The 22364-nt window shown below is 63.0% G+C and carries 18 protein-coding genes; all 18 read right to left on the minus strand.

Annotation, left to right across the window (positions count from 1 at the left end; genetic code table 11):
- Positions 1–74 precede the first annotated feature (74 nt).
- Positions 75–1721: an arylsulfatase gene (locus GSVR_RS05945; RefSeq protein ID WP_203978816.1), complete on the minus strand. Its 1647-nt coding sequence runs from the start codon at positions 1719–1721 to the stop codon at positions 75–77.
- A 180-nt stretch (positions 1722–1901) separates the two neighbouring features.
- Positions 1902–2168 (minus strand): hypothetical protein, encoded by a 267-nt coding sequence (locus GSVR_RS05950; RefSeq protein WP_173202233.1) that lies wholly within the window; start codon positions 2166–2168, stop codon positions 1902–1904.
- A gap of 43 nt (positions 2169–2211) precedes the next feature.
- Positions 2212–2628, minus strand: coding sequence for a hypothetical protein (locus GSVR_RS05955; protein WP_173202234.1), 417 nt, complete (start codon positions 2626–2628; stop codon positions 2212–2214).
- A gap of 29 nt (positions 2629–2657) precedes the next feature.
- Positions 2658–3404: a trigger factor gene (locus GSVR_RS05960; RefSeq protein ID WP_173202235.1), complete on the minus strand. Its 747-nt coding sequence runs from the start codon at positions 3402–3404 to the stop codon at positions 2658–2660.
- Positions 3405–3421: 17 nt separating this feature from the next.
- Positions 3422–4741, minus strand: a complete 1320-nt coding sequence (locus tag GSVR_RS05965) for an anaerobic sulfatase maturase (RefSeq protein ID WP_173202236.1) — start codon at positions 4739–4741, stop codon at positions 3422–3424.
- A 60-nt stretch (positions 4742–4801) separates the two neighbouring features.
- Complete coding sequence (ppk2, locus tag GSVR_RS05970) at positions 4802–5617, minus strand: polyphosphate kinase 2 (RefSeq protein WP_173202237.1); 816 nt, start codon at positions 5615–5617, stop codon at positions 4802–4804.
- Positions 5614–6915 (minus strand): NAD(P)/FAD-dependent oxidoreductase, encoded by a 1302-nt coding sequence (locus GSVR_RS05975; protein ID WP_173202238.1) that lies wholly within the window; start codon positions 6913–6915, stop codon positions 5614–5616. Before GSVR_RS05975 ends, ppk2 begins: the two co-directional genes overlap by 4 nt.
- An 80-nt stretch (positions 6916–6995) precedes the next feature.
- The gene (locus GSVR_RS05980; RefSeq protein WP_173202239.1) at positions 6996–8702 is read right to left on the minus strand and encodes a SulP family inorganic anion transporter; all 1707 of its coding nucleotides are present in this window, start codon (positions 8700–8702) and stop codon (positions 6996–6998) included.
- Positions 8703–8889: 187 nt separating this feature from the next.
- Positions 8890–10176, minus strand: a complete 1287-nt coding sequence (locus GSVR_RS05985; RefSeq protein ID WP_173202240.1) for an ATP-dependent 6-phosphofructokinase — start codon at positions 10174–10176, stop codon at positions 8890–8892.
- A gap of 145 nt (positions 10177–10321) precedes the next feature.
- Positions 10322–11347, minus strand: coding sequence for a class II fructose-bisphosphate aldolase (fbaA, locus tag GSVR_RS05990; protein ID WP_173202241.1), 1026 nt, complete (start codon positions 11345–11347; stop codon positions 10322–10324).
- A gap of 219 nt (positions 11348–11566) precedes the next feature.
- Entirely contained in the window at positions 11567–14740 is a 3174-nt protein-coding gene (locus GSVR_RS05995; protein ID WP_173202242.1) for a beta-phosphoglucomutase family hydrolase, read from the minus strand.
- Between the two features lie 75 nt (positions 14741–14815).
- Positions 14816–15175 carry an STAS/SEC14 domain-containing protein gene (locus GSVR_RS06000; protein WP_173202243.1) on the minus strand — a complete coding sequence of 120 codons (360 nt, stop codon included), beginning with the start codon at positions 15173–15175 and terminating at the stop codon, positions 14816–14818.
- Positions 15176–15395: 220 nt separating this feature from the next.
- Complete coding sequence (locus tag GSVR_RS06005) at positions 15396–16709, minus strand: DUF2254 domain-containing protein (protein ID WP_173202244.1); 1314 nt, start codon at positions 16707–16709, stop codon at positions 15396–15398.
- Positions 16710–16975: 266 nt separating this feature from the next.
- The gene (gene gap / locus GSVR_RS06010) at positions 16976–18043 is read right to left on the minus strand and encodes a type I glyceraldehyde-3-phosphate dehydrogenase (RefSeq protein ID WP_173202245.1); all 1068 of its coding nucleotides are present in this window, start codon (positions 18041–18043) and stop codon (positions 16976–16978) included.
- Between the two features lie 51 nt (positions 18044–18094).
- Complete coding sequence (locus tag GSVR_RS06015) at positions 18095–19027, minus strand: L-lactate dehydrogenase (protein ID WP_173202246.1); 933 nt, start codon at positions 19025–19027, stop codon at positions 18095–18097.
- A 131-nt stretch (positions 19028–19158) separates the two neighbouring features.
- Positions 19159–20487, minus strand: a complete 1329-nt coding sequence (locus GSVR_RS06020; RefSeq protein WP_203978817.1) for an anaerobic C4-dicarboxylate transporter family protein — start codon at positions 20485–20487, stop codon at positions 19159–19161.
- Between the two features lie 90 nt (positions 20488–20577).
- Positions 20578–21276 carry an AAA family ATPase gene (locus GSVR_RS06025; RefSeq protein ID WP_173202248.1) on the minus strand — a complete coding sequence of 233 codons (699 nt, stop codon included), beginning with the start codon at positions 21274–21276 and terminating at the stop codon, positions 20578–20580.
- 66 nt (positions 21277–21342) lie between these two features.
- Positions 21343–22323, minus strand: a complete 981-nt coding sequence (locus tag GSVR_RS06030; protein WP_173202249.1) for a hypothetical protein — start codon at positions 22321–22323, stop codon at positions 21343–21345.
- Between the last annotated feature and the right edge of the window lie 41 nt (positions 22324–22364).

Genomic DNA, 22364 nt, shown 5'->3' on the forward strand with positions numbered 1-22364 from the left:
GCCTTCACGGAAAACTCCTTTCCAATGCTGCGGCCGGGTAATACGGCCGCGGCATCGAGATCTCAAACAGCCTCCTACTGTCCGGCGCTTCCCTTCGTCTTCTGCAGGACTTCATCCAGATTGAAGGAGGCTGCCTTCTGCCGCTGCGGGTACTCCTTGAATGTCGCCAGGAACGTGCCTACGTAGTCCTGCGCCGGCACCAGCAGGTAGACATGGTCGAGCAGCCAGTCGTAGTAGGTGTTCGAGGTGATGTCGGCCCGCTCGTACGGGTCGGTGCGCAGATTGAAGATCTTCGGCACGCGCAGGTTGACGAAGGGTTCGGCCCAGATGCGGAGGGTTCCCTGAACGCGCTGCTCCAGGAAGACGAGTTTCCAGTTGTCGTAGCGCAGTGCCGTCATCTGCTGGTCGTCGTTGATGTAGATGAACGACTTCCTCGGGCTCGTTTCCGTTTGGCCGGTCAGGTACGGCACCAGGTTGTAACCGTCCAGGTGGACCTTGTAGGTCATGGAGCCGGCCTTGTGGCCCTTGAGCAGCTTGTCCGCCACCTGCGGATCGCCGGCTGCGGCCAGCAGGGTCGGCAGCCAGTCGTGGCTGGCGACGATCTCGTTGGAAACCTGTCCCGGTTTGATATGTCCCGGCCAGCGCACCATGGCCGGCACGCGGTAGGCCCCTTCCCAGTTTGTGTTCTTCTCGTTGCGGAACGGCGTCATGGCCGCATCGGGCCAGGTGTTCATATGGGGGCCGTTGTCGGTGGTGTACACCACGATAGTGTCGTTGGCGATGCCCAGGTCGTCCAGGGCCTTGAGCACCGTGCCGACATTCCTGTCGTGGTCGATCATGGTGTCGTGGTAGGGACTCTGCCAGCGTCCGGACTGGCCGATGCTCTCCGGCTTGGTGTGGGTGCGCAGGTGCATGTGAGTGGTATTGATCCACACGAAGAACGGCTTGCCGGACCTGGTCTGCCGCTGGATGAAATCCACGGCCCGGTTGGTGATGTCGTCGTCGACCGTTTCCATGCGCTTTCTGGTCAGAGGTCCGGTGTCCTTGCACACCTGTTTGCCGACTTTTCCGAAGCGCGGGTCCACTGTCGTGTCGTCCCTGTCCGAGGCCGTACAGTCCATGACGCCGCGCGGACCATACTTCCCTCGGAAGGAGGGATCTTTCGGGTAATCGGGCAGCTCCGGTTCCTCCTCCGCGTTCAGATGGTAGAGGTTGCCATAGAATTCGTCGAAGCCGTGCACGGTGGGCAGGAACTCGTTGCGATCCCCCAGGTGGTTCTTCCCGAACTGCCCGGTTGCGTAGCCGAGCGGCTTGAGCAGTTCTGCTATGGTCGGGTCTTCCTTCTGCAGGCCGAGCGTCGCGCCCGGCAGCCCCACCTTGGTGAGGCCGGTGCGCAGTCCGGACTGGCCGGTGATGAACGAGGCCCGTCCGGCGGTGCAGCTCTGCTCGGCGTAATAGTCGGTGAACATCATCCCTTCATGGGCGATCCGGTCGATATTGGGGGTCTTGTAGCCCATTACTCCCATGGAGTAGGCGCTGACGTTCGACTGGCCGATGTCGTCGCCGAAGATGACGACGATGTTGGGTTGTTTGACCTGTTTCGGGGCATCGGCCGCCTGCGCCGTTGCGGCCGTGCCAGTGATGACCGCTGCCGCCAGCACGCCTCCCACCGACGCCCACATTCCGGCTCTGCTGCTTGCCGCCCAGGGTGATCGATCCATATCCGGTTCTCCTTTCAACGAATTGTTTTTTCAGTCCGTATTGTTCCGGCCCATACATACCACTTCAGCGTGCCGCACGATCGTGCAGCGTAGCGGTACTGCCGCCTGAAAGCCGCTTGCTTCTCCTTCCATTTCCGCCGCTGCCGGATCGAAACCGGCACCGGATCAGTCCAAGCTCGATCATTTTTTCGGAACACCCGGTGCGGAAGAGGTAATTCCCTTCTCATACTCCTCCTTGGGAATCTCGCGTATCTCGGAATTCTGGAGCGTTATGGTTGATCCGCTTTTTTCATCCGTGAATTTGACCGAACCGGCCTTGGTCTCTTCGATGTCGGTGGTGTAGTAGGCCCTGCCACCGGCCGGTTCCCGTACCTGGTAGTAGGTGGTGCAGCCGGCCGAGAGAAGGGCCGCTCCTGCCAGTGCTGCCGCATAGTGTAACGATTTCATGGTGTTCCTCCTTGCACTTGGACGACTCGCTGTTTATCCCTCGTCATTTTCGTCGGAACTGGACCTCGAAGGTCTGCCCCAGCGCTGCCTGATAGTAATAACCTGCCAGCTTTTCCTTTTCGGGAAGGTAGACCAGCATGTAGGTAGAACCGGGGTAATGGGCGTCGTGAAGTTCGACCACGACCATGATCCTGCCCTGCTCCCGCCGCCACACGGCCCTGCCGACCCTGATCGGCCGCGGATTGAAATACGAGGCCGCCAGCGTGCCCCCTTTTCGTGCGCTACCCAGTTCCAGCATGTACATGCCGTCCGAGCGGTACCATTTTCCCGCGATCCGAGTTTCGGCATCGGAAGATTTGAGCAGGTTTTTGGCGGGAGCCGGGGCCGGTACGAAAAGGACGAGCGCTGCCAGTACCAGCATGATTCCACTCCACAGGGACCGTTTCGTCCTTTCCCGCATGATCGGCTCCTCTCTTTTTCGTGTTCAGGCTACTGCTGCCGCTCCAGCAGGTAGTCCAGCGTGCTCTCGGCCAGCAGCATGTCCCGCAGCCGCGTCGTGCCGCTTCCCTGTTCCAGTTCCCGCCGCAGTGCCTCTGCGGAGGTGCCGAACTCCTGCGCCCGTGCCGCAATGCGGCCGTTCAGCTCCTCCTCGCTCACCTCGATCCCTTCCTGCCGGGCGATCCGCTTCAGGATCAGCATGAGCCTCACCCGGTCTACTGTGGCGTTCCATCCGGCACTCCCCGGGGTTGTATCGTCCCTCTCCGGGTCCAGTTCAGCCCGCACCAGGTCGTCCGGCACCGTGAAGGGCACCAGCTCCAGAAGCCGGTACGAGATGGCATCGCGCGGGTCCGGTACGCCGTCCCCGATAAGAAGTGCATCAAGATCCGGCAGCGCAATCTCCGGCATGGGACGGAAGCGGAGGGTGAAACGGACCGGCTGCCCGATCGCGCATTCCAGGTCCGAGACCTCGGCCGGCCCCAGGGGATCAGCGCCCGCCTCCCGCATGGCCTTCCTGCCCAGGCGGCTGCCGCAGCGCCGGGCGAGCTCAGCAATGATCTGCCGGCGGAAGCGCATCGCTATGACCTGGCGGGGAGCCCTGGCCGAGCGGAAGCCCACCACGGAAGCCCTGCCAAAGACATCCAGGATGTCCTCGTAATCGGCAGCGATCTCCTGCCACCCGGCAGTGATCCGCAGCCCGCGATACCCCTCTGTGTCATCGATCGGTTCCCAGTTCATGTTCGTCTCTCCGGATGTCAGTGTTCCGCGGCAGCGGCCCGCGGCTCCTTGACGACGCTCCCTCCCAGGCTGCGAACGATCTTTCCGATGAAGGGATCGATGTGCGAAAAATACCGTTTCCAGCCGCTGCAGAGGTAGTTCAGCCCCGGATCGCCCCCCGGGGTTTTGATGAAGCGGTTCTTGGGGCACTCGCCGAAGCAGGCGAACAGGTATTCGCACTGCCGGCAATAGGGGGTGAGGGTCCCCTCCTTGGCCATGCCGAACCGCTCCTGGCGACCGGAATAGGCCATCTCTTCCAGCGGCTTCTCCAGGATGCTGCCGAGGCGGTACTCGGGATAGACGTAATGGTCACAGGCATACACCGAACCGTCGCGCTCCAGTGCCAGCCCCTTGCCGCACAGGGGACCCTGGATGCAGAGCGGCGAGACATGCCCCTTCCAGGTTTCCACCGCCGCTTCGAACAGGTTCACGTAGACCGATCCCAGATCCCTGCGATACCATTCGTCGAAGACACGGACCAGAAACTCCCCCCACTCGTCGGGATCGACGCTCCACTCCTCGACCGCCGAGCCGGGGCTGCCGGGGCGTGCTCCGGCGCTGCCGAGCACCGGCATGAAGCGCGGGTCCCAGCGCTGGGGCGCCACCTGCCGGAAGCTGGCCGGCTCCACAACCGGTATGAACTGCATGCGCTGCGAGCCAAGTTCGTCCCGCAGGAAGCGGTAAACCTCCAGGGGATGCCGGCCGGTCAGGCGGTTGACGCAGGTCAGGGTGGCGACGTTGACCCCGTGCTTTCTGAGCAGCCGGGCGGCCCGGAAGACCCGGTCGAAGCTTCCCTGCCCGCCTGTGTCCCGGCGATAGGCATCGTGCAGGTGTTTCGGACCGTCCATGGACAGTCCCACCAGGAAGTTCTCCTTACGCAGGAATTCGCACCAGGCATCGTCGAGGAGCACGCCGTTGGTCTGGAGGTCGTTTTCGCAGCGGACATGGGCAGGGCAGTACTTCTTCTCCAGGGCCACCACCGTGCGGAAGAAGTCCAGGCCGAGCAGAGTCGGTTCCCCCCCTTGCCAGGAGAAAACCACCTCCCTGTGGTTCTGCCCGGCAAAGTACTGCCGGATGAAGGTTTCCAGCACCCGTTCGTCCATGGGCCATTGCCCGGGTCTGCCGAGCAGGCTCTCTTTGGAGAGGTAGTAGCAGTAGGTGCAGTCCAGGTTGCAGCGGGCTCCGGTCGGCTTCACCATGACATGCATCCGCCGGAGCTGTTTTCCCCGCCACAGTCGGGCCGGCTGTCGGGGCCGGCCCGACTGCCCGGTATCGCTTCCTCGGTTCCGATCCTGCATTGCGGTATCTCCTCGTGCCGTATCCTCGCTGATGGCCGCCGTGCGCACGCCGATCCGGTTTCAGTAGATTTCGGGAATGAACTTGAAGGGATAGTCGGGAGATTTGTATTCGGAATTTACCTTCCGGTCCGGCAGCGCCACTTTCTCGCGCGGCGCCTCTTCGTAAGGGATCTTGCTGAGCAGATGGGCGATAATGTTCAGGCGCGCGCGCTTCTTGTCGTCCGATCTGGCCACATGCCAGGGAGCCCAGGCAGTGTCGGACATGGCGAACATCTCGTCGCGCGCCTTGGTGTAGTCGTCCCAGTGGCTGTAGGATTCGAGGTCCATGGGGGAGAGCTTCCAGATCTTGCGGCCGTCGTTGATGCGCCCCTCCAGCCGGCGGGTCTGCTCCTCCGGGCTGACCTCCAGCCAGTACTTGAGCAGGATGATGCCCGATTCGTACATCAGTTTTTCGAAGCCCGGCACGATCTCCAGAAAGCGCCTGGCCTGCTCGTCGGTGCAGAAGCCCATCACCCGCTCGACCCCGGCCCGGTTGTACCAGCTGCGGTCGAAGATCACTACTTCGCCTGCCGAGGGAAGGTGGGCGATGTAACGCTGGGCATACATCTGCGATTTCTCCTTTTCCGTCGGCGCCGGGAGCGCAGTCACGCGGAAAACCCGCGGACTCACCCGCTCGGTGATGGCCTTGATTGCGCCCCCCTTGCCGGCGCCGTCGCGCCCCTCGAAGACCAGGCAGACCTTGAGCCCCTTGAATTTGACCCATTCCTGGAGTTTGACCAGCTCCGCGTGCAGCTTGGCCAACTCCTTCTCGTAGGTTTTCGTCGTGAGTTTCGCGGCCGCTTTTTTGTTCTTGGTTTTGCCCTTTGTATTTTTCATGGTTCCCGATCCTTTCTGGCGGTAGCATCCCGCGCGGGTGTCCCGCTGCGTTCTATGAGGCGTGTTCCCCGGGTTCGCGTAAAATAGTGCCAGGTCCATTTCAGGAAGACTATCAGCCGGTTCTCGTTCTGCATCAGATACCAGATGTGGAGAAAGGCCCAGGCCAGTTTTGCAAAGTGACCGCTGATCCGCACCCTGCCCGATTCCATGATGGCGAACCCGCGGCCGATGGTGGCCATGTTCCCCTTGTCGCGGTACTCGAAGGGGGGCAGTGCCGGTTCCCCCCTCAGCCGGCGCAGGATCGAGCGGCCGACGTACTGGCCGCTCTGGATGGCCACCGGTGCCACGCCGGGCAAGGTACCGTTTCCTTGCCTGATGGAGGCTGCATCACCGGCCACGAAGATTTCCGGGTGGCCCGGTACCGTCAGGTCCGGTTCCACCACGATCCGCCCCTGGCGGTCCCGCTCGCCCCCCAGCAGGCCGCACACGCCGGCGCCGTGCACGCCGGCAGCCCATATGACCGTGCGGCTGGCGATCCGTGCGCCGCCGACGGTCACCCCCCCGGCATCGATCGATTCAACCAACGAATTGAGCCGTACTTCCACCCCGAGCCGCTCCAGTTCCCGGTGCGCCTTTTCCGCCAGCTCCGGAGCGAACGAGGGGAGCAGCCGGGGTCCTGCCTCCACCAGCACCACCCTGGCCCGGGCCGGGTCAAAACGCCTGAACTCCCTGACCAGGGTTTCCCGGAACATGCCGATAAAGGAACCGGCCAGTTCGCACCCTGTCGGTCCTCCCCCCACGATGACGAAAGTGATCAGGTCCGGCGGCACGGCGGAGACCTCGTGCAGCTCTGCCAGTTCGAAGGCTTCCAGAATCCGTGATCGAAGGGCGATGCCCTCTTCGAGCGTCTTCATTCCCGGCGCGAAGCGGGCCCACTCGTCATGCTCGAAATAACCGGTCTCCACCCCTGCTGCCAGCACCAGGTAATCGTACCGGAAGGGGCGCTCGGGAAAACGGTCCAGGTAGATGTGGCGCTGCACCGGATCGAAGCCGGTCACTTCCGCAAGGGCTACGACCGTGTTGGCCTGGGAGGAGAGCAGTTCGCGGATGGGGGAGGCAATGTCTCCGTCGGCCAGCATGCAGCCGGCCACCTGGTAGAGCAGCGGCTGAAACAGATGGTGGTTTACCCGATCCACCACCACGACCCGGGCTTGGGCGTTGCGCAGTTCCCTGGCTGCAGCGATTCCGGCGAAACCGCCCCCCACGATGACTACACGGGGATCTTTGCGATCGGGCATGTCTGTGGTCCTTGTGAGCTGCTGAAGAGCAGCAGTATCAGTGGTCTCCTCAGGAAATCCGACGCGCAGGAGAGGGCCTTTCAGGCGTGGGATTCTGTGTGGAGCGAGCGCCCCGCCTGCTGTCGATAGTTCTCCACTGCCTGTTCCAGCGTGAAAAAGGTCCGCTCGCGTCCCAGCCGCTCCCACAGTACGGAACGCCGGACAACAGCCAGCACCTCGGGACTCATCGCCACGAGCCAGAGCGTGGTTCCGGCCTCGCGCGCCTTTTCCTCTCCATCGGTCAGCATTCTGAGCGCGGTGTACTCCAGATTGGGCACGGCGCTCAGGTCCAGGACCAGGATCTTCGGCGTGAATTCGGCAATGAGCGCCCATAGCCTGTGCCCCAGCCGATGAGCATTGGCGAAGTGGATCGCCCCCTCCGGGCGCAGCAACAGCAGGCCGGGGAGCGTTTCGTCCTCCGGGTGTTCCGGAGTGAGGGGACGGAAGACATTGGTACCCGGCTTGCGCCCCAGGATCAGCAGAGGATGGGTATTGGCGTTGAAGATGAGCGCCGTCATCGACACCAGCACCGCCACCAGGAGCCCTTTCAGGGTGCCGAGCAGGATTACCCCTGCAGCGGCGATGAGTGCCCAGCGGAACTCCATGGTCCTGACATGACGTATGGACCGGAACTCGGCCGGGCTCACCAGGCCGATACTGGCGACGATCACCACAGCGGCCAGGGTCGCATTGGGCATCAGACCGAAAAGCGGTGCCAGGAAAAGCAGCGTTGCCACGACAACCAGAGCGCTCGCCACCCCCGCCACCTGGCTGCGTGCGCCTGCCCCCTGGTTAACTGCCGTCTGCGAGGTTCCTCCCCCGCCCGGCATGATGCGGAAGAAGCCACCGGCCAGATTTCCCAGTCCGGTAGCCACCAGCTCACGGTTGGCCTCGGGCAGGGGATCCCCCTTGCGCACGAAGGCGCGCCCCGCGGCAGCCGTCTCGACAAAACTCATCAGGGCGATGCCCAAGGCCGCCGGCCAGAGCTGCTGCGCCCGAGCAAAGTCGGGGAGGGCGAATTCCGGCAATCCCGCCTGGACGGTCCCGACCAGCGATATCCCGGCAGAGTCCAGTCCGGCCCAGGCAGACAGGGCAATGCCGATGGCCACGGTGATCAGCGGCGCAGGCGCCCGCGGCGCAAAATGTTCGAGCCCCAGCATGAGAGCCAGCATTGCTGCCGCGAGCAGAAGAGTTGGCAGGGAGGTTTCCGGCAGGTGTCGCACGATCGAAGCAATGTCGCGGAAGAAACCGTTTTTGGCGATGTGTATCCCCAGGAGCTTCGGGATTTGGTCAAGCACGATGACCAGGCCGATTCCCGCCTTGAAGCCGGCCAGCACCGGGTCGGAAATCAGGTTGGCCACCACTCCGAGGCGAAGCAGCCCCCCCAGGAACAGGAACACGCCCACCAGGAACGACAGGGTGGCCGACGCAGCCAGCAGGGCTGCCTCGTCGCCTCCGGGGACTGCCTCGGCGAGAATGGCTGCCGCCAGGATGGCAATCGTGGACGTGGTGGTCACGCTCAGGAGCCGGGAGGTTCCGGCCACGGCGTACACCACCAGCATGACGAGCGAGGTATAAAGCCCCACGACCAGCGGCAGGCCTGCTATGGCGGCATATGCCATGGCCTTGGGGATGAGCACCGCCGCCGTTGTCAGCCCAGCGACCAGATCGAAGCGGAGCCACTCTTTCCGGTAGCGCGGGAGCCAGTCCATAATCGGAAGTATCGTGCCGATCCTGCTCATGGGCATGGTGCCGCCTCCGCGTTCTGTCCTAACAACAGCATGACTATCCCCTCACCTCTCCTGCCGTTGGGCGAGATCGATGATTTCCAAGCGGTGGTGCGCCTCGGGGTGGCCGGCCCGCTCGCTGGTGCTGATCGCCGCAATCAGACCGGCAGCCTGAAGAAGGAAAGGCCGGGCCTCTGCCGGCCTTACGTCAGCGCATCTCCCGTGGCTGGCCGGTGGAGGCCAGAACGCTGCTCCAGAGCCACCCGTCCGGATCGATCCTTTTCCTCCGGCTGGTGGCCTGAAGGATGGGCACATGGGTAAACAGGTGGTTCCAGAAGCCGACCACCATGTTGGTCCGGCCCGTCATCCCCGCATGCACCGCATTGTGGCCGAACATGAGGCAGAGGGCCGAGTCGTGAGGATTGGCCGGCTGGCTGCGGATGATGTAGCTCGGGTCGATGTACTTGAGGTTCAGCTCCATCCCGTTCCGGGTAAAGTGCTTCCTGATCGAGTCGCGGAGATAAATCCCGATGTCGCCGTACTTGACGTTCCCGGAGGCGTCCCGTTCTCCTGTGTTACCCATGAGCTCCTGGCCTGCCCCTTCCGCCACTGCGACGACCGCATGGCTCCGCTGCTCCAGCCGTTCCCTGAGGCTCGCCAGGAATCCGTCCAGGCCGAAGGGGGATTCCGGCACCAGGCAGAAATTCACCAGCCCACCGGCCAGGCTCGAGAACGCGGCAATGAAACCGGAGTCGCGCCCCATCAGCTTCACCAGGCCAATGCCGTTCTTCGCGCCGGCCGCCTCGGTATGGGCTGCGTAGATGGCCCGCTGGGCTTCCGCCACTGCCGTTTCGAAGCCAAAGGTCGTCTGCACGCACGAGATGTCGTTGTCGATGGTCTTGGGAATACCGATGACGCTGATGGGGCTGCCCCGGCGGGCCGCTTCCGCGGCAACGGCGGCGGCCCCCTTCAGGGTGCCGTCCCCACCGATGGTGAAGAGGATGCCGACCTTCAGCTTCTCCAGGGTAGCGAGCATCTCGGCCGGGTCCTGGGGCCCCCGTGAGGAGGCCAGGATCGTGCCCCCCAGTTGGCCGATGTTATCGACCGTTTCGGGGGTCAGCTCCAGGGGGCTGTGTCCGATGCGTTGCACCAGTCCTTCGAAGCCGTAGCGGAATCCGTAGATTTTTCGTACGCCGTAATGGTGGTGGAGACTCAGCACCAGGGCGCGGATCACGTTGTTGGTGCCGGGGCAGAGCCCGCCGCAGGTGACGATACCGCAGGCGATGGCTGAAGGATCGAAAAAGATCCGCTCCCGCGGCCCTGCCAGCTCCAGTGTCGGCGGTGCACTCCCTTGATCGAGGTAGGGCCTGATCTCGTCGAACCGGGAGTGGTACATGATCCGCTCGCGGTCGTCGAAGAAGCGCACCTTTTTCATGGGGGAGGGGAAACGGCACTCGCCCAGGCGTTCGATGGCGAAGTCCGGTTGCTCGGTCATTGTTCACCTCGTATATTCCGCACGTGATTGCTGATCTTTGTCGTTGCATTGGCCTGCGAAGGACCCATGCCGCCACCTGCAGGGGCAGAGGACTTTCAGGTGCGCTGGCAGGGGAGGCCTCATCGATTCTGCGCTTTGAACGGACCTATTCCTTGAACAATGTCGTCCCTTCCCCTCGCAGCTCCGCGACCGCCCGTTTGACCCGCCCGGCCATGGCGGTTTCGGCCAGCGCCAGGTAGGTGCGGGGATCGTAGGCCTTCTTGTCCCCCACCTCGCCGTCCACCCGCAGCACCCCGTTGTAGTGCGTGAACATATGGCCGGCAATGGGGCGGGTAAAGGCGTACTGGGTATCGGTGTCGATGTTCATCTTGACCACGCCGTAGTCCAGAGCCTCGCGGATCTCGTGCAGCTCGGAGCCGGAACCGCCGTGGAAGACCAGATGAAAGCGTGCTGCGGCCCCGTAGCGGCCGATTACGGCATCCTGGCAGTCCTTGAGGATCGACGGTTTGAGCTTGACCGAACCGGGTTTGTAGACCCCATGGACATTGCCGAAGGTGGCTGCCAGCAGGTAGCGGCCGCCGATCTCGTTCAGCCGCCGGGCCACCTCCAGGGTATCCTCCGGAGTGGTGTAGAGCTTGGCGCTGGCCTCGGCCCTGATGCCATCCTCCTCTCCTCCCACCACCCCCGCCTCGATCTCCAGGATCAGTTCGCTGCTTTTGAAGCGCTGCAGCAGCTTGGCGGCGATCTCCAGGTTTTCCCTGAGCGGCAGGGCGCTGCCGTCGAACATATGGCTGCTGAAGAGGTTGGGCAGTCCGGCGGCCCGCCGCCGTTCGGTCTCCTCCACCAGCGGCAGGACATAGGCATCGAGCTTGTCCGCCTGGCAGTGGTCGGTGTGCAGGGCCACGTAAATGGGGTAGCGGGCCGCTGCCCGGTGCACGTGTTCCGCAATCGAGATGGCCCCCAGGGCCATGTCTTTTACTGCCGTTCCCGAGGCAAAGGCGGCACCACCGGTGGAGATCTGGATGATGCCGTCGCATCTGCTCTCGGCCAGCCCCTTCAGTACGGCATTGGCGGTGGTCAGGGAGGTGACGTTGATGGCCGGGTAGGCGAAGCGGTTCTCAGCTGCCCGGTCGAGCATCCGGCAGTAAGTCGTGAAATCGGCAACCGGCATAACTCCTCCTTGATAGGTTGTTGAAAAACGGGCATCTCGCCGCCGTCCTCGTCAGCCCTCTTGTGCGGCGTAGCGCTGCTACGCCTCCGCGGGGCTTCCTGCGGGTGCGACGATCTACCCATTTTTGAACAACCTTAGAATTTCAACAGCATCGTTACGTCGCGTCCGTCTTCTATGGCACAAATACGGGCGCGAGATGGTTTTGCTCGGCATCGCTCGCTACCTGAGCGGGAAGGTCCTTGTGCTGCCCCCGGTGAGCTCCACGGTTTCGTCCCGGACGCAGACGCGGATGGGAGGCATCCGTGTCTCTCGCGCCCGCAGGGTGATGGTGTCGTGCATCAGCCGCAGATCGAGCGATTGCCCCCGGTAGCGGATACGCATGTCAAGGCGTTCCAGTTCGGGGGGTAATTGCGGATTGAGGCGCAGGACCTCCCCCGTCACCTCGATGCCGGTTGTGGCACGCTGCACCAGGTCGACCGTGCCGGCCATGGCTCCCAGGTGCACCCCTTCGGCGGTGGTGCCCTGCTGAATGTCGCTCACATCGCTCTGCAGCGCCTCGGCATAGAATTGCAGGGACTGTTGCCGGTTCGAGCGCGCCAGCACCCAGGCGTGCACCACCCGCGAGAGCGTGGAACCGTGGGAGGAGCGGTGATTGTAATAGTCCACGTTGCGCCTGATGATGCCGGGATCGTAGGGATACCCCAGACGATCGAAGAGCGCCCCCAGTTCCTCGGAGGAAAAGAGGTAGAACAGCATCAGCACGTCGGGCTGCTTGGAGAGCTTGTAGCGGTTCGGGCTGTCACCCTCTGCCTCCAGGATGAGGTCAAGGCGCTGAATGTTGCCGTAGCGTTGCCGGTAGCCTTCCCAATCGAGTTCCGCGAGCCGCTCGTACCCCTCGAACTGGCTGATGATGCAGTCATCGTGAAACGGGACGAACATCCTGCGGCTGATATCCTCCCAGCGCGCGATTTCCTGGGGGGTAAGCGCCAGGCGTGCAGCGAGTTCGACCCGGCGGATGTCGGGCAGGAATTCAATGACATCGAGCGCCCGCCAGAGGACCCAGACCACCATCAGGTTGGTGTAGGCATTGTTGGCAAGGCCCGGTTTTTCCGCGCCCGGATAGCTCTCGTGGAATTCGTCGGGCCCCATCACGCCGTGGATCTCGTAGCGTTCCCGCTGATCGTTGAACGTGGCCATGCTCGACCAGAACCGGGCGATCTCGAGGATCAGCTCTGCGCCGTGGAACTGCAGGAATTCCACGTCGCGGGTCACCTGGAAGTACTGCCAGACGTTCCAGGCCACGGCGCAGCCCACGTGGCGCTGCAGGTAGGAATTGTCCGGAACCCAGCGCAGGGAGCGGGGGTTCAGGTTGACATCCTGGGTTTCCTCCTGGCCGTCGCTGCCGCTCTGCCACGGGAACATCGCCCCCTCGAATCCCGCGTTCCTGGCAGCCGCGCGGGCCTCTCCGAGCCTCCGGTACCGGTACATGAGCAGCGAGCGGGTGATTTCGGGCATACGGTAGTTCAGGAACGGAAAGATGAAGAGTTCATCCCAGAAGATGTGCCCCTCGTATGCCTCGCCGGTCCAGCCGCGTGCCGGCACACCGATGTCCAGTCCGATGGAGTGGGGCGACACCGCCTGCAGCAGGTGCACCATGTTCAGCCGCAGCAGCATCATGGCGTTCAGGTGGAATCCCCCTGCTGGTACGATATGCACGTCGAAGCGGCGCCACAGATTTTTCCATACCAGGGTATGCGCTGCCATGGCCCCTTCGAAGGTCGTGGCCCGGGCCATTGCCGTGCGGGCCGCTGTGGCGCACTCCGAGATAGCCTGATCCCGCGAGGTGTACAGGAAACAGAGCTTCTCCAGAGCCAGGGTCCGGCCCTGTTCGAGTGTTATCTCGAATTCCTGGCCGATATAGCCCGGTTCTTCGACGAGCCGCCGCGGTCCGCCGCACCGCTCCCCATCCACGAAGGCCTGCGTGCGCGCCGCCTGGACGACGTGGAGATTCGACTGGCAGGTGCGCACCAGCAGACAGATACCCTCATCGTCGACCGCTTCCCCGGACAGCGGCTCCAGGTGTCTGTCCTTGAATTTCAGATAGAGTTTGGCGCCGCTGTTGACGACACGCCCGTCGATGGCCGAGCGCACTGTGACCGGTCCGGACCAGTTCTCGGCAATGAGCCGCAGTTCAACGGCCGCCAGATGCATATCGGCCATGGAGACCAGGCGCCGCTCCACAAGCGTGCTGCGCCGCCCCTGCCCGTCCTCGAAGCGCACCGTGCGCAGCAGCATGGCGCGCCGCAGGTCGAGCTCCTGCCGGTAGGAGAGAATCGTGACCCGCTTCAGGTCGAACCAGTCGCCATCGCCGATGCGGAAACCAAGGGGGAGCCAGTTGGGAAAATTGACCAGCGATTCGTTCTCGATCGTCCGGCCGGCGATGTCGGTCGTCAAGCGGTTGTATCCCCCTGCCAGGTAGGTGCCGGGATAGTGAGTTCCGTCCGACCGCGCCCATGGGGCGGTACCGCGCGTCGTGAAATAGCCGTTGCCCAGGGCGCAGATCGCTTCGCGCACCCCCTCCTGGGCCGGATCGAACCCTTCGTAGGTCAAAAGCCAGGCCGAAGGGGGCTCCTCAGCCACCCGGACCTGCGCCAGGCTGGTGACCACGGCAAGGGCCCCGGCCTTGCGCAAAGCCTGCGACTGGCCGAGCCGGTCGACCCCGATGACCATGCCGAAGCACCCGGCGCATCCCGCCTCAACCCCGGCGATGGCATCCTCCACAACAATCGCACGCGCCGCTTCCACATTCAGGCGGCGTGCCCCTTCGAGAAACGAGTCCGGCGCCGGTTTACCCCCCAGGCCGAGCCGATCGATGTCGTTTCCGTCCACCTGCGCGTCGAAGAGCTGTGCGATACCGGCAGCCTCCAGCACTGCAGTACAGTTTTTGCTGGACGAGACTACCGCCGTCCTGACCTCCTGCGCCCGCAGGGTACGCACCAGGGTTACCGACGCTTCGTACGCCTCGACCCCATGCCGCTCCAGGTGTTCCCGGAAATAGCGGTCCTTCAGCCTGCCCAGGGCCTGCACGTTCGGCGCTTCGGGATCGCCTGCGGGTGCCGCGAACGGCAGTTCGACGCCGCGGGAGGCCAGAAAGTCCCGTACCCCGTCGTAGCGCGCCTTGCCATCCACGTAGCGCCGGTAGTCCTCCTGCGCATCAAAGGGAACAAAGGGCTCCCCCGTGCCGGTTGCCCGCTGCCGGAGAAAGTCGTCGAACAGCCGTTTCCAGGCTGCTGCATGGACGCTCGCGGTCTTCGTCAGCACCCCGTCCAGATCGAACAGGACAGCGTCGTAATCGCGAGGAGAGATGGAGATGGTGGCGCCAAACTGGTTCATGACGGCGGTACCCCCGGATACCCGTGATCGTCTCTCATGCAAGGCGGTAAAAGGACCCCCGGCAGCTCCGGCGGTTCATCCCAGCCAGGCGTACGCTTCGTTCAACCGGCCGCTGGCAAAGTATTTCACCGGTGCGCGCCGGAAACCTGCCCCGGCGAACATCAGCATTCTGGTTTCCCATTTCGGATCCCCGACAATGGCGATTTTGGCGATTTTGTCGCCGTGCTCGATGAAAAAGCTCATGTCGTTCCAGGCTTCATCCCCCACCCAACCGCGGAAATCCGATTCGATAACCACCAGCACCCGGGCATTCTCCTGGGGGCCGAACCGTTTCATGGCGGCAGCCTGAATGCCGTCCATCTCTTCCTTGAGCAGGCCTCCGGAGATGTTCACCACCAGGATGCCGCTCGACTCCTGCCGAACCGTTGCGCCCATACACACTCCTTTCACTCCGCAATTGCCTGAGCCTGCCATACGCCCCTGCGTGCGGTGACGGTGGCCGGGTGCTCGAGGGTAGCTTTACCAGATTCATGCCCAATGGCCGAATGTGGGTATGCCGATGTAACATGTTAAAAGGGCGGGGTAATTGGCGGGGTCGGACAGGCGGCAGCAGCGGCTGGGGTGGCCGAAAAGTCGGAATATCGCCCTGGGGGCGCTATTTCGTCTCAAAACCAGACACCGCAATCCGCGAGCTGCCGAGCCCCTGAGCGTCGGGCACGCGTGCAAGGGCCAGGTCCTCGGGCAGGACGTAGTGTTTTTCGATGGTGCGATCCAGAAGGTGCAGTTCCTCCAGCAAGGCGGCATGGCGATGTTCCGGCAGGGCCCGGATCAGGTCTTCCCCCATTGCGCGCAGCCGCCGCGCGATTTGAATGCTGCCTGCGCCGCAATGGCGTATTTCCGTGAACGCCAGCTTCACGAAGTCCTGCCAGTCCGGCGCCCGGAAGACGACCCGCAGCTCACCGTTCTTGTCGGTAATCTCGCTGCCCTGCAGGTGCCGGGAGCCCGCCTGGAACAGCATGCGGTGAAGCTGGTCTATGGAAAGGCTGGCCGTGGTGGGATCGTTGATGGCCGGAGACAGCGCCTTGAGCGCAATATCGACCAGAATGCGCAGAGCAAAGGTCGGATCCTGTTCAAGGGTCCGTTCGGTCCCGAAGGCGACCGCCCCCTGCAACGAATGATCGACGAGTGAGCAGGCCTCGTCATACAGCCGGAACAGAGGTTCATGCTCGGCAATGAAATCCCCCACGTAGGGAACGAATTCCACGAAGCCGTTCATACGCTGCATACGTGCCGCCAGCACCTCGAGATCCACGGCGAGTACGATGCCGGGGGAACCGCGATGGTGAACGGTCCGGCAGGGAAGGACGCTCCAGTGGCGCGCAGGGGAGGGAGGACCGGAGGTGGGGAGAGGGTAGACGCTCCTGATGACCGCCAGCCCATCCTGGCCAATGCGGTGGACGATGCTGACCGGCCGCATCATCCGCGCCGCATAATCAATCAGGTAGAGGAAAACCACCACGGAGAGCGCGCCGAGCACGCCCGAGATCAACGTCTGGAACTGGTGGACCGTGGTGTCCATCTGGTTCAGCGTTCTCAGGCTGAAGAGCAGCGTGAAGACGAAGCAGCCGACCGAGTACCTGATGGCATTGTCCCTGAGCAGGGTCGTGGCGATGATCCGCGGGGTGTACTGGCCGCTCGCCACCTGGATCGCCACGAGCAGCGAGCCGAAGGTGAACACGAGGAACGAGATGCTGATGGTTACTATTGTCTCAAGCAGCGCCCGTGCCCCGGGGATGCCAAGGTCCAGCAGCCCTTTCGACTGGTCAATAAATCCGGAGGCCACGAGCCGGTTACCCAGTGCCTCCGTCAGGCGCGACCCGATGATTTCGAATAGCAGGGCGATAACCGGCACAACCCACAGCGCCGATCTGATGTAGCTTTTGAAGCTGTACCACCTGCTCCAGAGCATTGCCGCTCCTCAGAAGGTTGTTGAAAAACGGGCATCTCGCCGCCGTCCTCGTCAGCCACCTTGTGCCTTCTGCCTCAGCCCTCTCCCTATCCCTCCCCCAGAGGGGGAGGGCATTCAGTTTCCTCTCCCTTCGGGAGAGGGTGGCCAAAGGCCGGGTGAGGGCCTCCGCGGGGCTTCCTGCGGGTGCGACGATCTGCCCATTTTTGAACAACCCGAACTCTTAAATAATATTCGTAAAACAGCCTTCTCCCCCTGCGAGGGAGGAGCTATTTTCTCCGGGAAATCATGTAGAGCAGCAGATCGACCACACGATGGGAGTATCCCCATTCGTTGTCGTACCAGGAAACGATCTTGAACAGCCTCTTTTCCCCCTTCAGGTTGTTCTGAACAGTGGCAAGGGAGTCGTAGATGGATGAACTGTCGGAATGGATGAAATCGGTGGAAACCAGCTCCTCGTCGGTATATGCCAATTGCCCCTTGAGGTAGGTTTCGGAAGCGCGCTTCATGAGACCGTCGATCTCCTCGATGGAGCTGTCGCGCGTCGAGCGGAAGGTGAGGTCCACCACCGAAACGTCGGGGGTCGGCACGCGAAAGGCCATGCCGGTCAGTTTGCCCTTGACTGCGGGAAGCACTTCACCCACCGCCTTGGCTGCCCCGGTCGCCGCCGGGATGATGTTGACGGCCGCGGCCCGGCCGCCGCGCCAGTCCTTCTTGGACGGTCCGTCGACGACTTTCTGGGTCGCCGTGTAGGAGTGGATCGTGGTCATCAGGCCGGACTCTATCCCGATCCCCTCCTTCAACAGGACGTGCACCAGGGGGGCAAGGCAGTTGGTGGTGCAGGAGGCATTGGAAACCACATGGTGGGTTTCGGGGTCGTACTCCCCTTCATTCACCCCCATCACGAATGTTCTCAGGTTACCCTTGCCCGGTGCGGTGATGAGGACTTTCTTTGCTCCGGCCTGCAGGTGAAGCCCGGCTTTTTCCGCATCGGTGTACAATCCCGTTGATTCGATCACGTAGTCGACCGACAGCTGACGCCAGGGGAGCTGATCAGGCGACTTGGCGGCTGCCACGCAGCGTATCCGCTGTCCGTTTATAACCAAGACATCATCTGCCTCCAGGGAGGGCTCGCTCTTCTCCGTGGCCACTTCTCCGGGAAAACGCCCATGGATGGAGTCGTACCTCAGTTGATAGGCAAAATATTTCGCATCAGTGCCCACATCCACCACGGCAACGAGATCTATCTCCTTGCCGAGCAGGCCCTGCTCCGCCATAGCCATGAGAACCAGTCTGCCGATCCTGCCGAAACCGTTGATTGCGACTGTCGTTGCCATTACTGCCTCCTTGATGGTGTGATCGGGCCGGTTTCTCCCGGTATTTCCTTTTCAGATCGAAATCGCGCCCGCCGCTTCGCGCAGCGTCCTGGCGCTTCTCAGCAATCCCGCGTGTTCCTCGGCCGAGAGCGAAGGGCGCAACGTTGCTACCACGCCGGCCGACCCGAGTATGCGCGGCAGGGACAGGCAGGTGCCCCGCAGTTCTCCGTCCTCCTCTTCATGCATGGAGAGGGTGAAGACACCGCATTCGTTGTTGCGGACCGCCTGGGCCAGCCTGGACAGTCCGGCTCCGATGCCGTAATAGGTCGCCTGTTTGCCGGCGATGATCCGGTAGGCGGCCCGCCGTACCCCGTCATCGATACGCGCCCTGGCCTTGTCGTCCAGCGCTACGCCCCCCTGCCTGGCGAACTCTTCCAGCCTCACTCCTCCGATCTGAGCGCTCGACCATACCAGCACCTCGGAATCCCCATGTTCGCCAATGACGTGGGCATGCACCGAGTGGGGGGATATGCCGAAAAAATCCCCCAAAAGGGTGCGAAAGCGTGCCGTATCGAGGATGGTGCCCGATCCGAAGACGCGGGCAGGGGGCAGGCCTGATATTTTGGTCACCATTTCCGTGATGATGTCCACCGGGTTCGTGGCTACCAGGAGCAGCGCATCCGGGGCATGGGAGAGAACCTGGGGCACCACTTGCCGAAAGATCAGGGCATTTCTCTCAAGGAGCTGCAGCCTGCTCTCTCCCGGTTTCTGCGCCACTCCGCAGGCGAGAATGACCAGGGCGGCTCCGGCCAGATCCCGGTACTCCCCCGCATTCAGCCGGACCGGATAGGAAAAGGGGGTGGCATGGAGAATATCCTCTGCCTGGGCCCGGGCAAGTTCGGTATTGAGATCGATCAGCACCATTTCGCTGGCAACTCCCTGCAGCGCCATGGCGTATGCCGCACTGCTTCCCACGAAACCGCAACCGACAATGCCTGCTTTCATGATAAGAGCTCCTTTCCGTGCTTTCCGGGGCTCGGGAAATCCCTTCCGCTCCTGCTTTCAGACGATGATTTTCATGGGGTCCCGTATGGGTGAAAAAATTGAGATTCACGCTTCTCTGAGGCGACGAATGGTTATCTGAAGGCCAGCGCGATGCCGATGCCGGCCAGCACGGCAACAGTGGTTGCAATCAGCCCCGGCAGCATGAAGGAATGATTGAAGACGAACCGGCCGATGCGGGTCGTGCCGCTCCGGTCGAAATTGATGGCGGCGATGATGGTGCCGTAGGTCGGCAGAAAGAAATAGCCGTTCACTGCCGGCCACATGGCGATCAGGAAGGCCGGACTGATGGCCAGGCCGATGCCGAGCGGCATCAGGGCCCGGGTCGTGGCCGCCTGGCTGAACAGGAGCACCGAGGCGAAGAAGAGGCCGAAGGCGAAGAGGATGGGATAGTGCTTGCAGATGTCGCCGATGCCGCCGATGATGACCGCTTCATTTCCCTTGATGAAGGTGTCCCCCAGCCAGGCCAGGCCGAAGATACCGATGACCGCGGTCAGTCCCGACTGTGCCACATCGGTTTTGACTACCTTGGCCACCGGCGCATCGGTGATCAGTAGTGAGACCGCCCCGATGGAAAGCATGATGATCTGGATGCAGAGGGGCATCGGTATCGTCGTCATCCTGCCGCTGACCGGCACCTTGGGGATCAGGGAGGGAAAGAGCCCCGACACAACGATGAAGGCCGCTCCACCCAGAAACAGAAGAGCACTCAGCCGGGCGCCGGGGGGAAGCTCCCTCTTCAGGACCTCTCCGCCGAGGCCTGCGGGGGGTTGGACCTCGCCAGCCAGGAGGCGGCGCTGGTACTCGGGGTCCTCCGCCAGCGGCACCCCGACCCGGGTCTGGACCAAAGCCGCCACGATGACCCCTGCCAGGGTGCCGCCCATGGAAATTGCCATGATGGTCGGCAGGCCGATGCCCAGGGGAGCGAACAGGGCGATCATCGCCGCCGTTGCCGCCGAAACCGGGCTCGCGGTAATCGCCTGCTGCGAGGCGATGGATGATACGGCCATGGGGCGTTCGGGCCGGATGCCGTTCTCGTAGGCCACCTCGTACATGATCGGCAGCAGCGGGTAGAAGATATGGCCGGTGCCGGCGCCAAAGGTGAAGAAGTAGGAGACGAGCGGCGCCACGATGGTGATCTGTCGGGGATTCCGGCGGATGATCCTCTCGGCGATGCCCACCAGATAATCGATGCCGCCGGCCGCCTCCATGACTGAAGCGGCCATGACCACCGCCAGGATGATCAGTATCACGTCCACCGGCGGCGCCGTGGGAGCCAGGCCGAAAAATGTGGTCAGCACGAAGATGCCCACGCCCCCCCAGAGCCCGAGGCCGACCCCGCCGGCCCGGCTGCCTATGAAGATGGCGGCGAGCACCACGCAAAACTCCAGTACGATCTTCATACCCACGTGGCACCTCCTGTACCGGAGCATTGCAGCCGCTTTGCCGGAGGGAGCGGGCGGCACGCGCCACCCCCCGCCGCCATGGCGCCGCTATTCGAGCCTCTTGAAAACCACGTCGGCAATGGTGGCGGCAATCTGCCGGTTCCTGATCTTGCCGTTGTTGAAGATCGCATGGTAGTAAAGAGGATCCTGCTCGTCCGCGTCCAGGAGTTTGCGGATGACCTTCTCCCGCTCCTTCTGTTTGTCCACCACGACGATCTCCGCCTCCTGTTTCGAAATCTGCATGCGGCGGGCTATGGAGCGTACCCTGAACTCCTGCTCGGCGATCAGCCGGAAATGGTAGCAGTTCCGCATGGACTGGGTAATGATGGCCGCGCCCAGGCCGACGAAAATCGCATTGCCTGCGGTGGCGATCATCACCACCTGCTCGCACAGGAGCCGGTAGTAATCCGAATCGGTTTTCCAGTGCGGGGAAAGTGTGGCGAACATGTCGTCCAGCCAGCGGGGCTTGTGCCCCAGGGAGAGCATTACGTCAGAGGATATGTGATGCTCCTTGGCCACTGCATCCAGGAGAGATATGTCCGCCAGGAGCCACTGCTCGCCGGTGGTCTTCTCCGCCAGCTTCACCAGTTCCTCGGCCACCGGGAAGGCCTCGCAGCCGAACTCCCGGGACAAGGTGACGGTCGGCTTGGTCGGGGCGCCCGCCGGATATGTCCTGGCACGGCCGCTGAGTTCGTGGTATGCCCTCAGCCTCTGTTCAACCGATGGGGTCAGCACTGTTGCAGGCATGACAGGCCTCCTTGGGCGCGCGATGTGCGCCCCGTTTTTTCAATTATCCCCGGTAATCGGGCCGGGTCAAGCCGGCACGTTCCCTCGCAGTTCCTCTCCCGAGAGGGCCACCAGCGTCACCACCAGGCTGCGTCCTTCGGCGTTGTAGAGCTCGTTGAGCCTCAGTTCCGGCGCGTCGGCAGCGGCTTCGCTGCGCTTGATTCCCATGCGGTCGACGAAGATCGTTTCGCTTTCTGCCCGGAGGTATTCAGCGGGCTGTCCCAGCACATCGGTGACCGCCTCCAGGTAGGCCTCGAACACATGATCATCCCCCCCCAGCTCCAGCAGTTGCTCCTCGATGCGGGCCAGCCGCTCCTCCACAGTCGGCGCGTCCAGTTTCTCCCCCTGCTCGGCCAAATCGAATCCCCAGTTCCCCCGCTTCAGCAGGTTGAGCTTGGCCTGCAGCAGTGCGCGCCGGCGCTCCAGGTCGCTGCGTACCCCCTTCAGGACGGTCAGGCGTCTGAGCGCCAGGCTGAGCAGGTGGTCGTAGGCCCGCCGCTTGAGCAGTTGGCGCGTTTCCTCTTCACTGGCCGCCGGATCCAGGAAGCGATGGCCGTCGAAGCTGACCGTCACCTGGGGGACATCATGAATGACGATATCGCCGGACAGTCCGGCACCCAGAATGACCTTCTCCTGCTTCTCCACCGCCAAAAGGGCCACCACCCGGGGGGAGTATCCCTCCGGCCCCTGAAGGAAGCCGGCCAGGCCGGGGTCGTCCGCAATGGCCTTCCTCATGTGGATGGCAGAGATGAAAAAGCTCCTGATGGCGGGGGCCTCTTCGGTCACTCCCAGGCCCACCGGCGTCGGGGGGGGCAGTGCATCCACCAGCGCCACCACGTGATCGATGGCCCTGAGCACCGCCGACCGCAGCTTTTTCCTGTAGCCGGAAACGGCCCGCAGTTGCGGGTCAGTTGCATCCACGGCCCGCTCCAGGGCCTCCCTGACGAGCGACTCAGGATATCCCCCCTGGTCGGCGCTGCCGAAGATGGATTGCAGGAACCGCAGCATGCTGCCCCCTTTCCCGAAAAGCATTTGCTATAGAGAACACA

The organism is Geobacter sp. SVR (assembly GCF_016865365.1).
In the GTDB taxonomy this organism is placed as follows: Bacteria; Desulfobacterota; Desulfuromonadia; order Geobacterales; family Pseudopelobacteraceae; genus Pelotalea.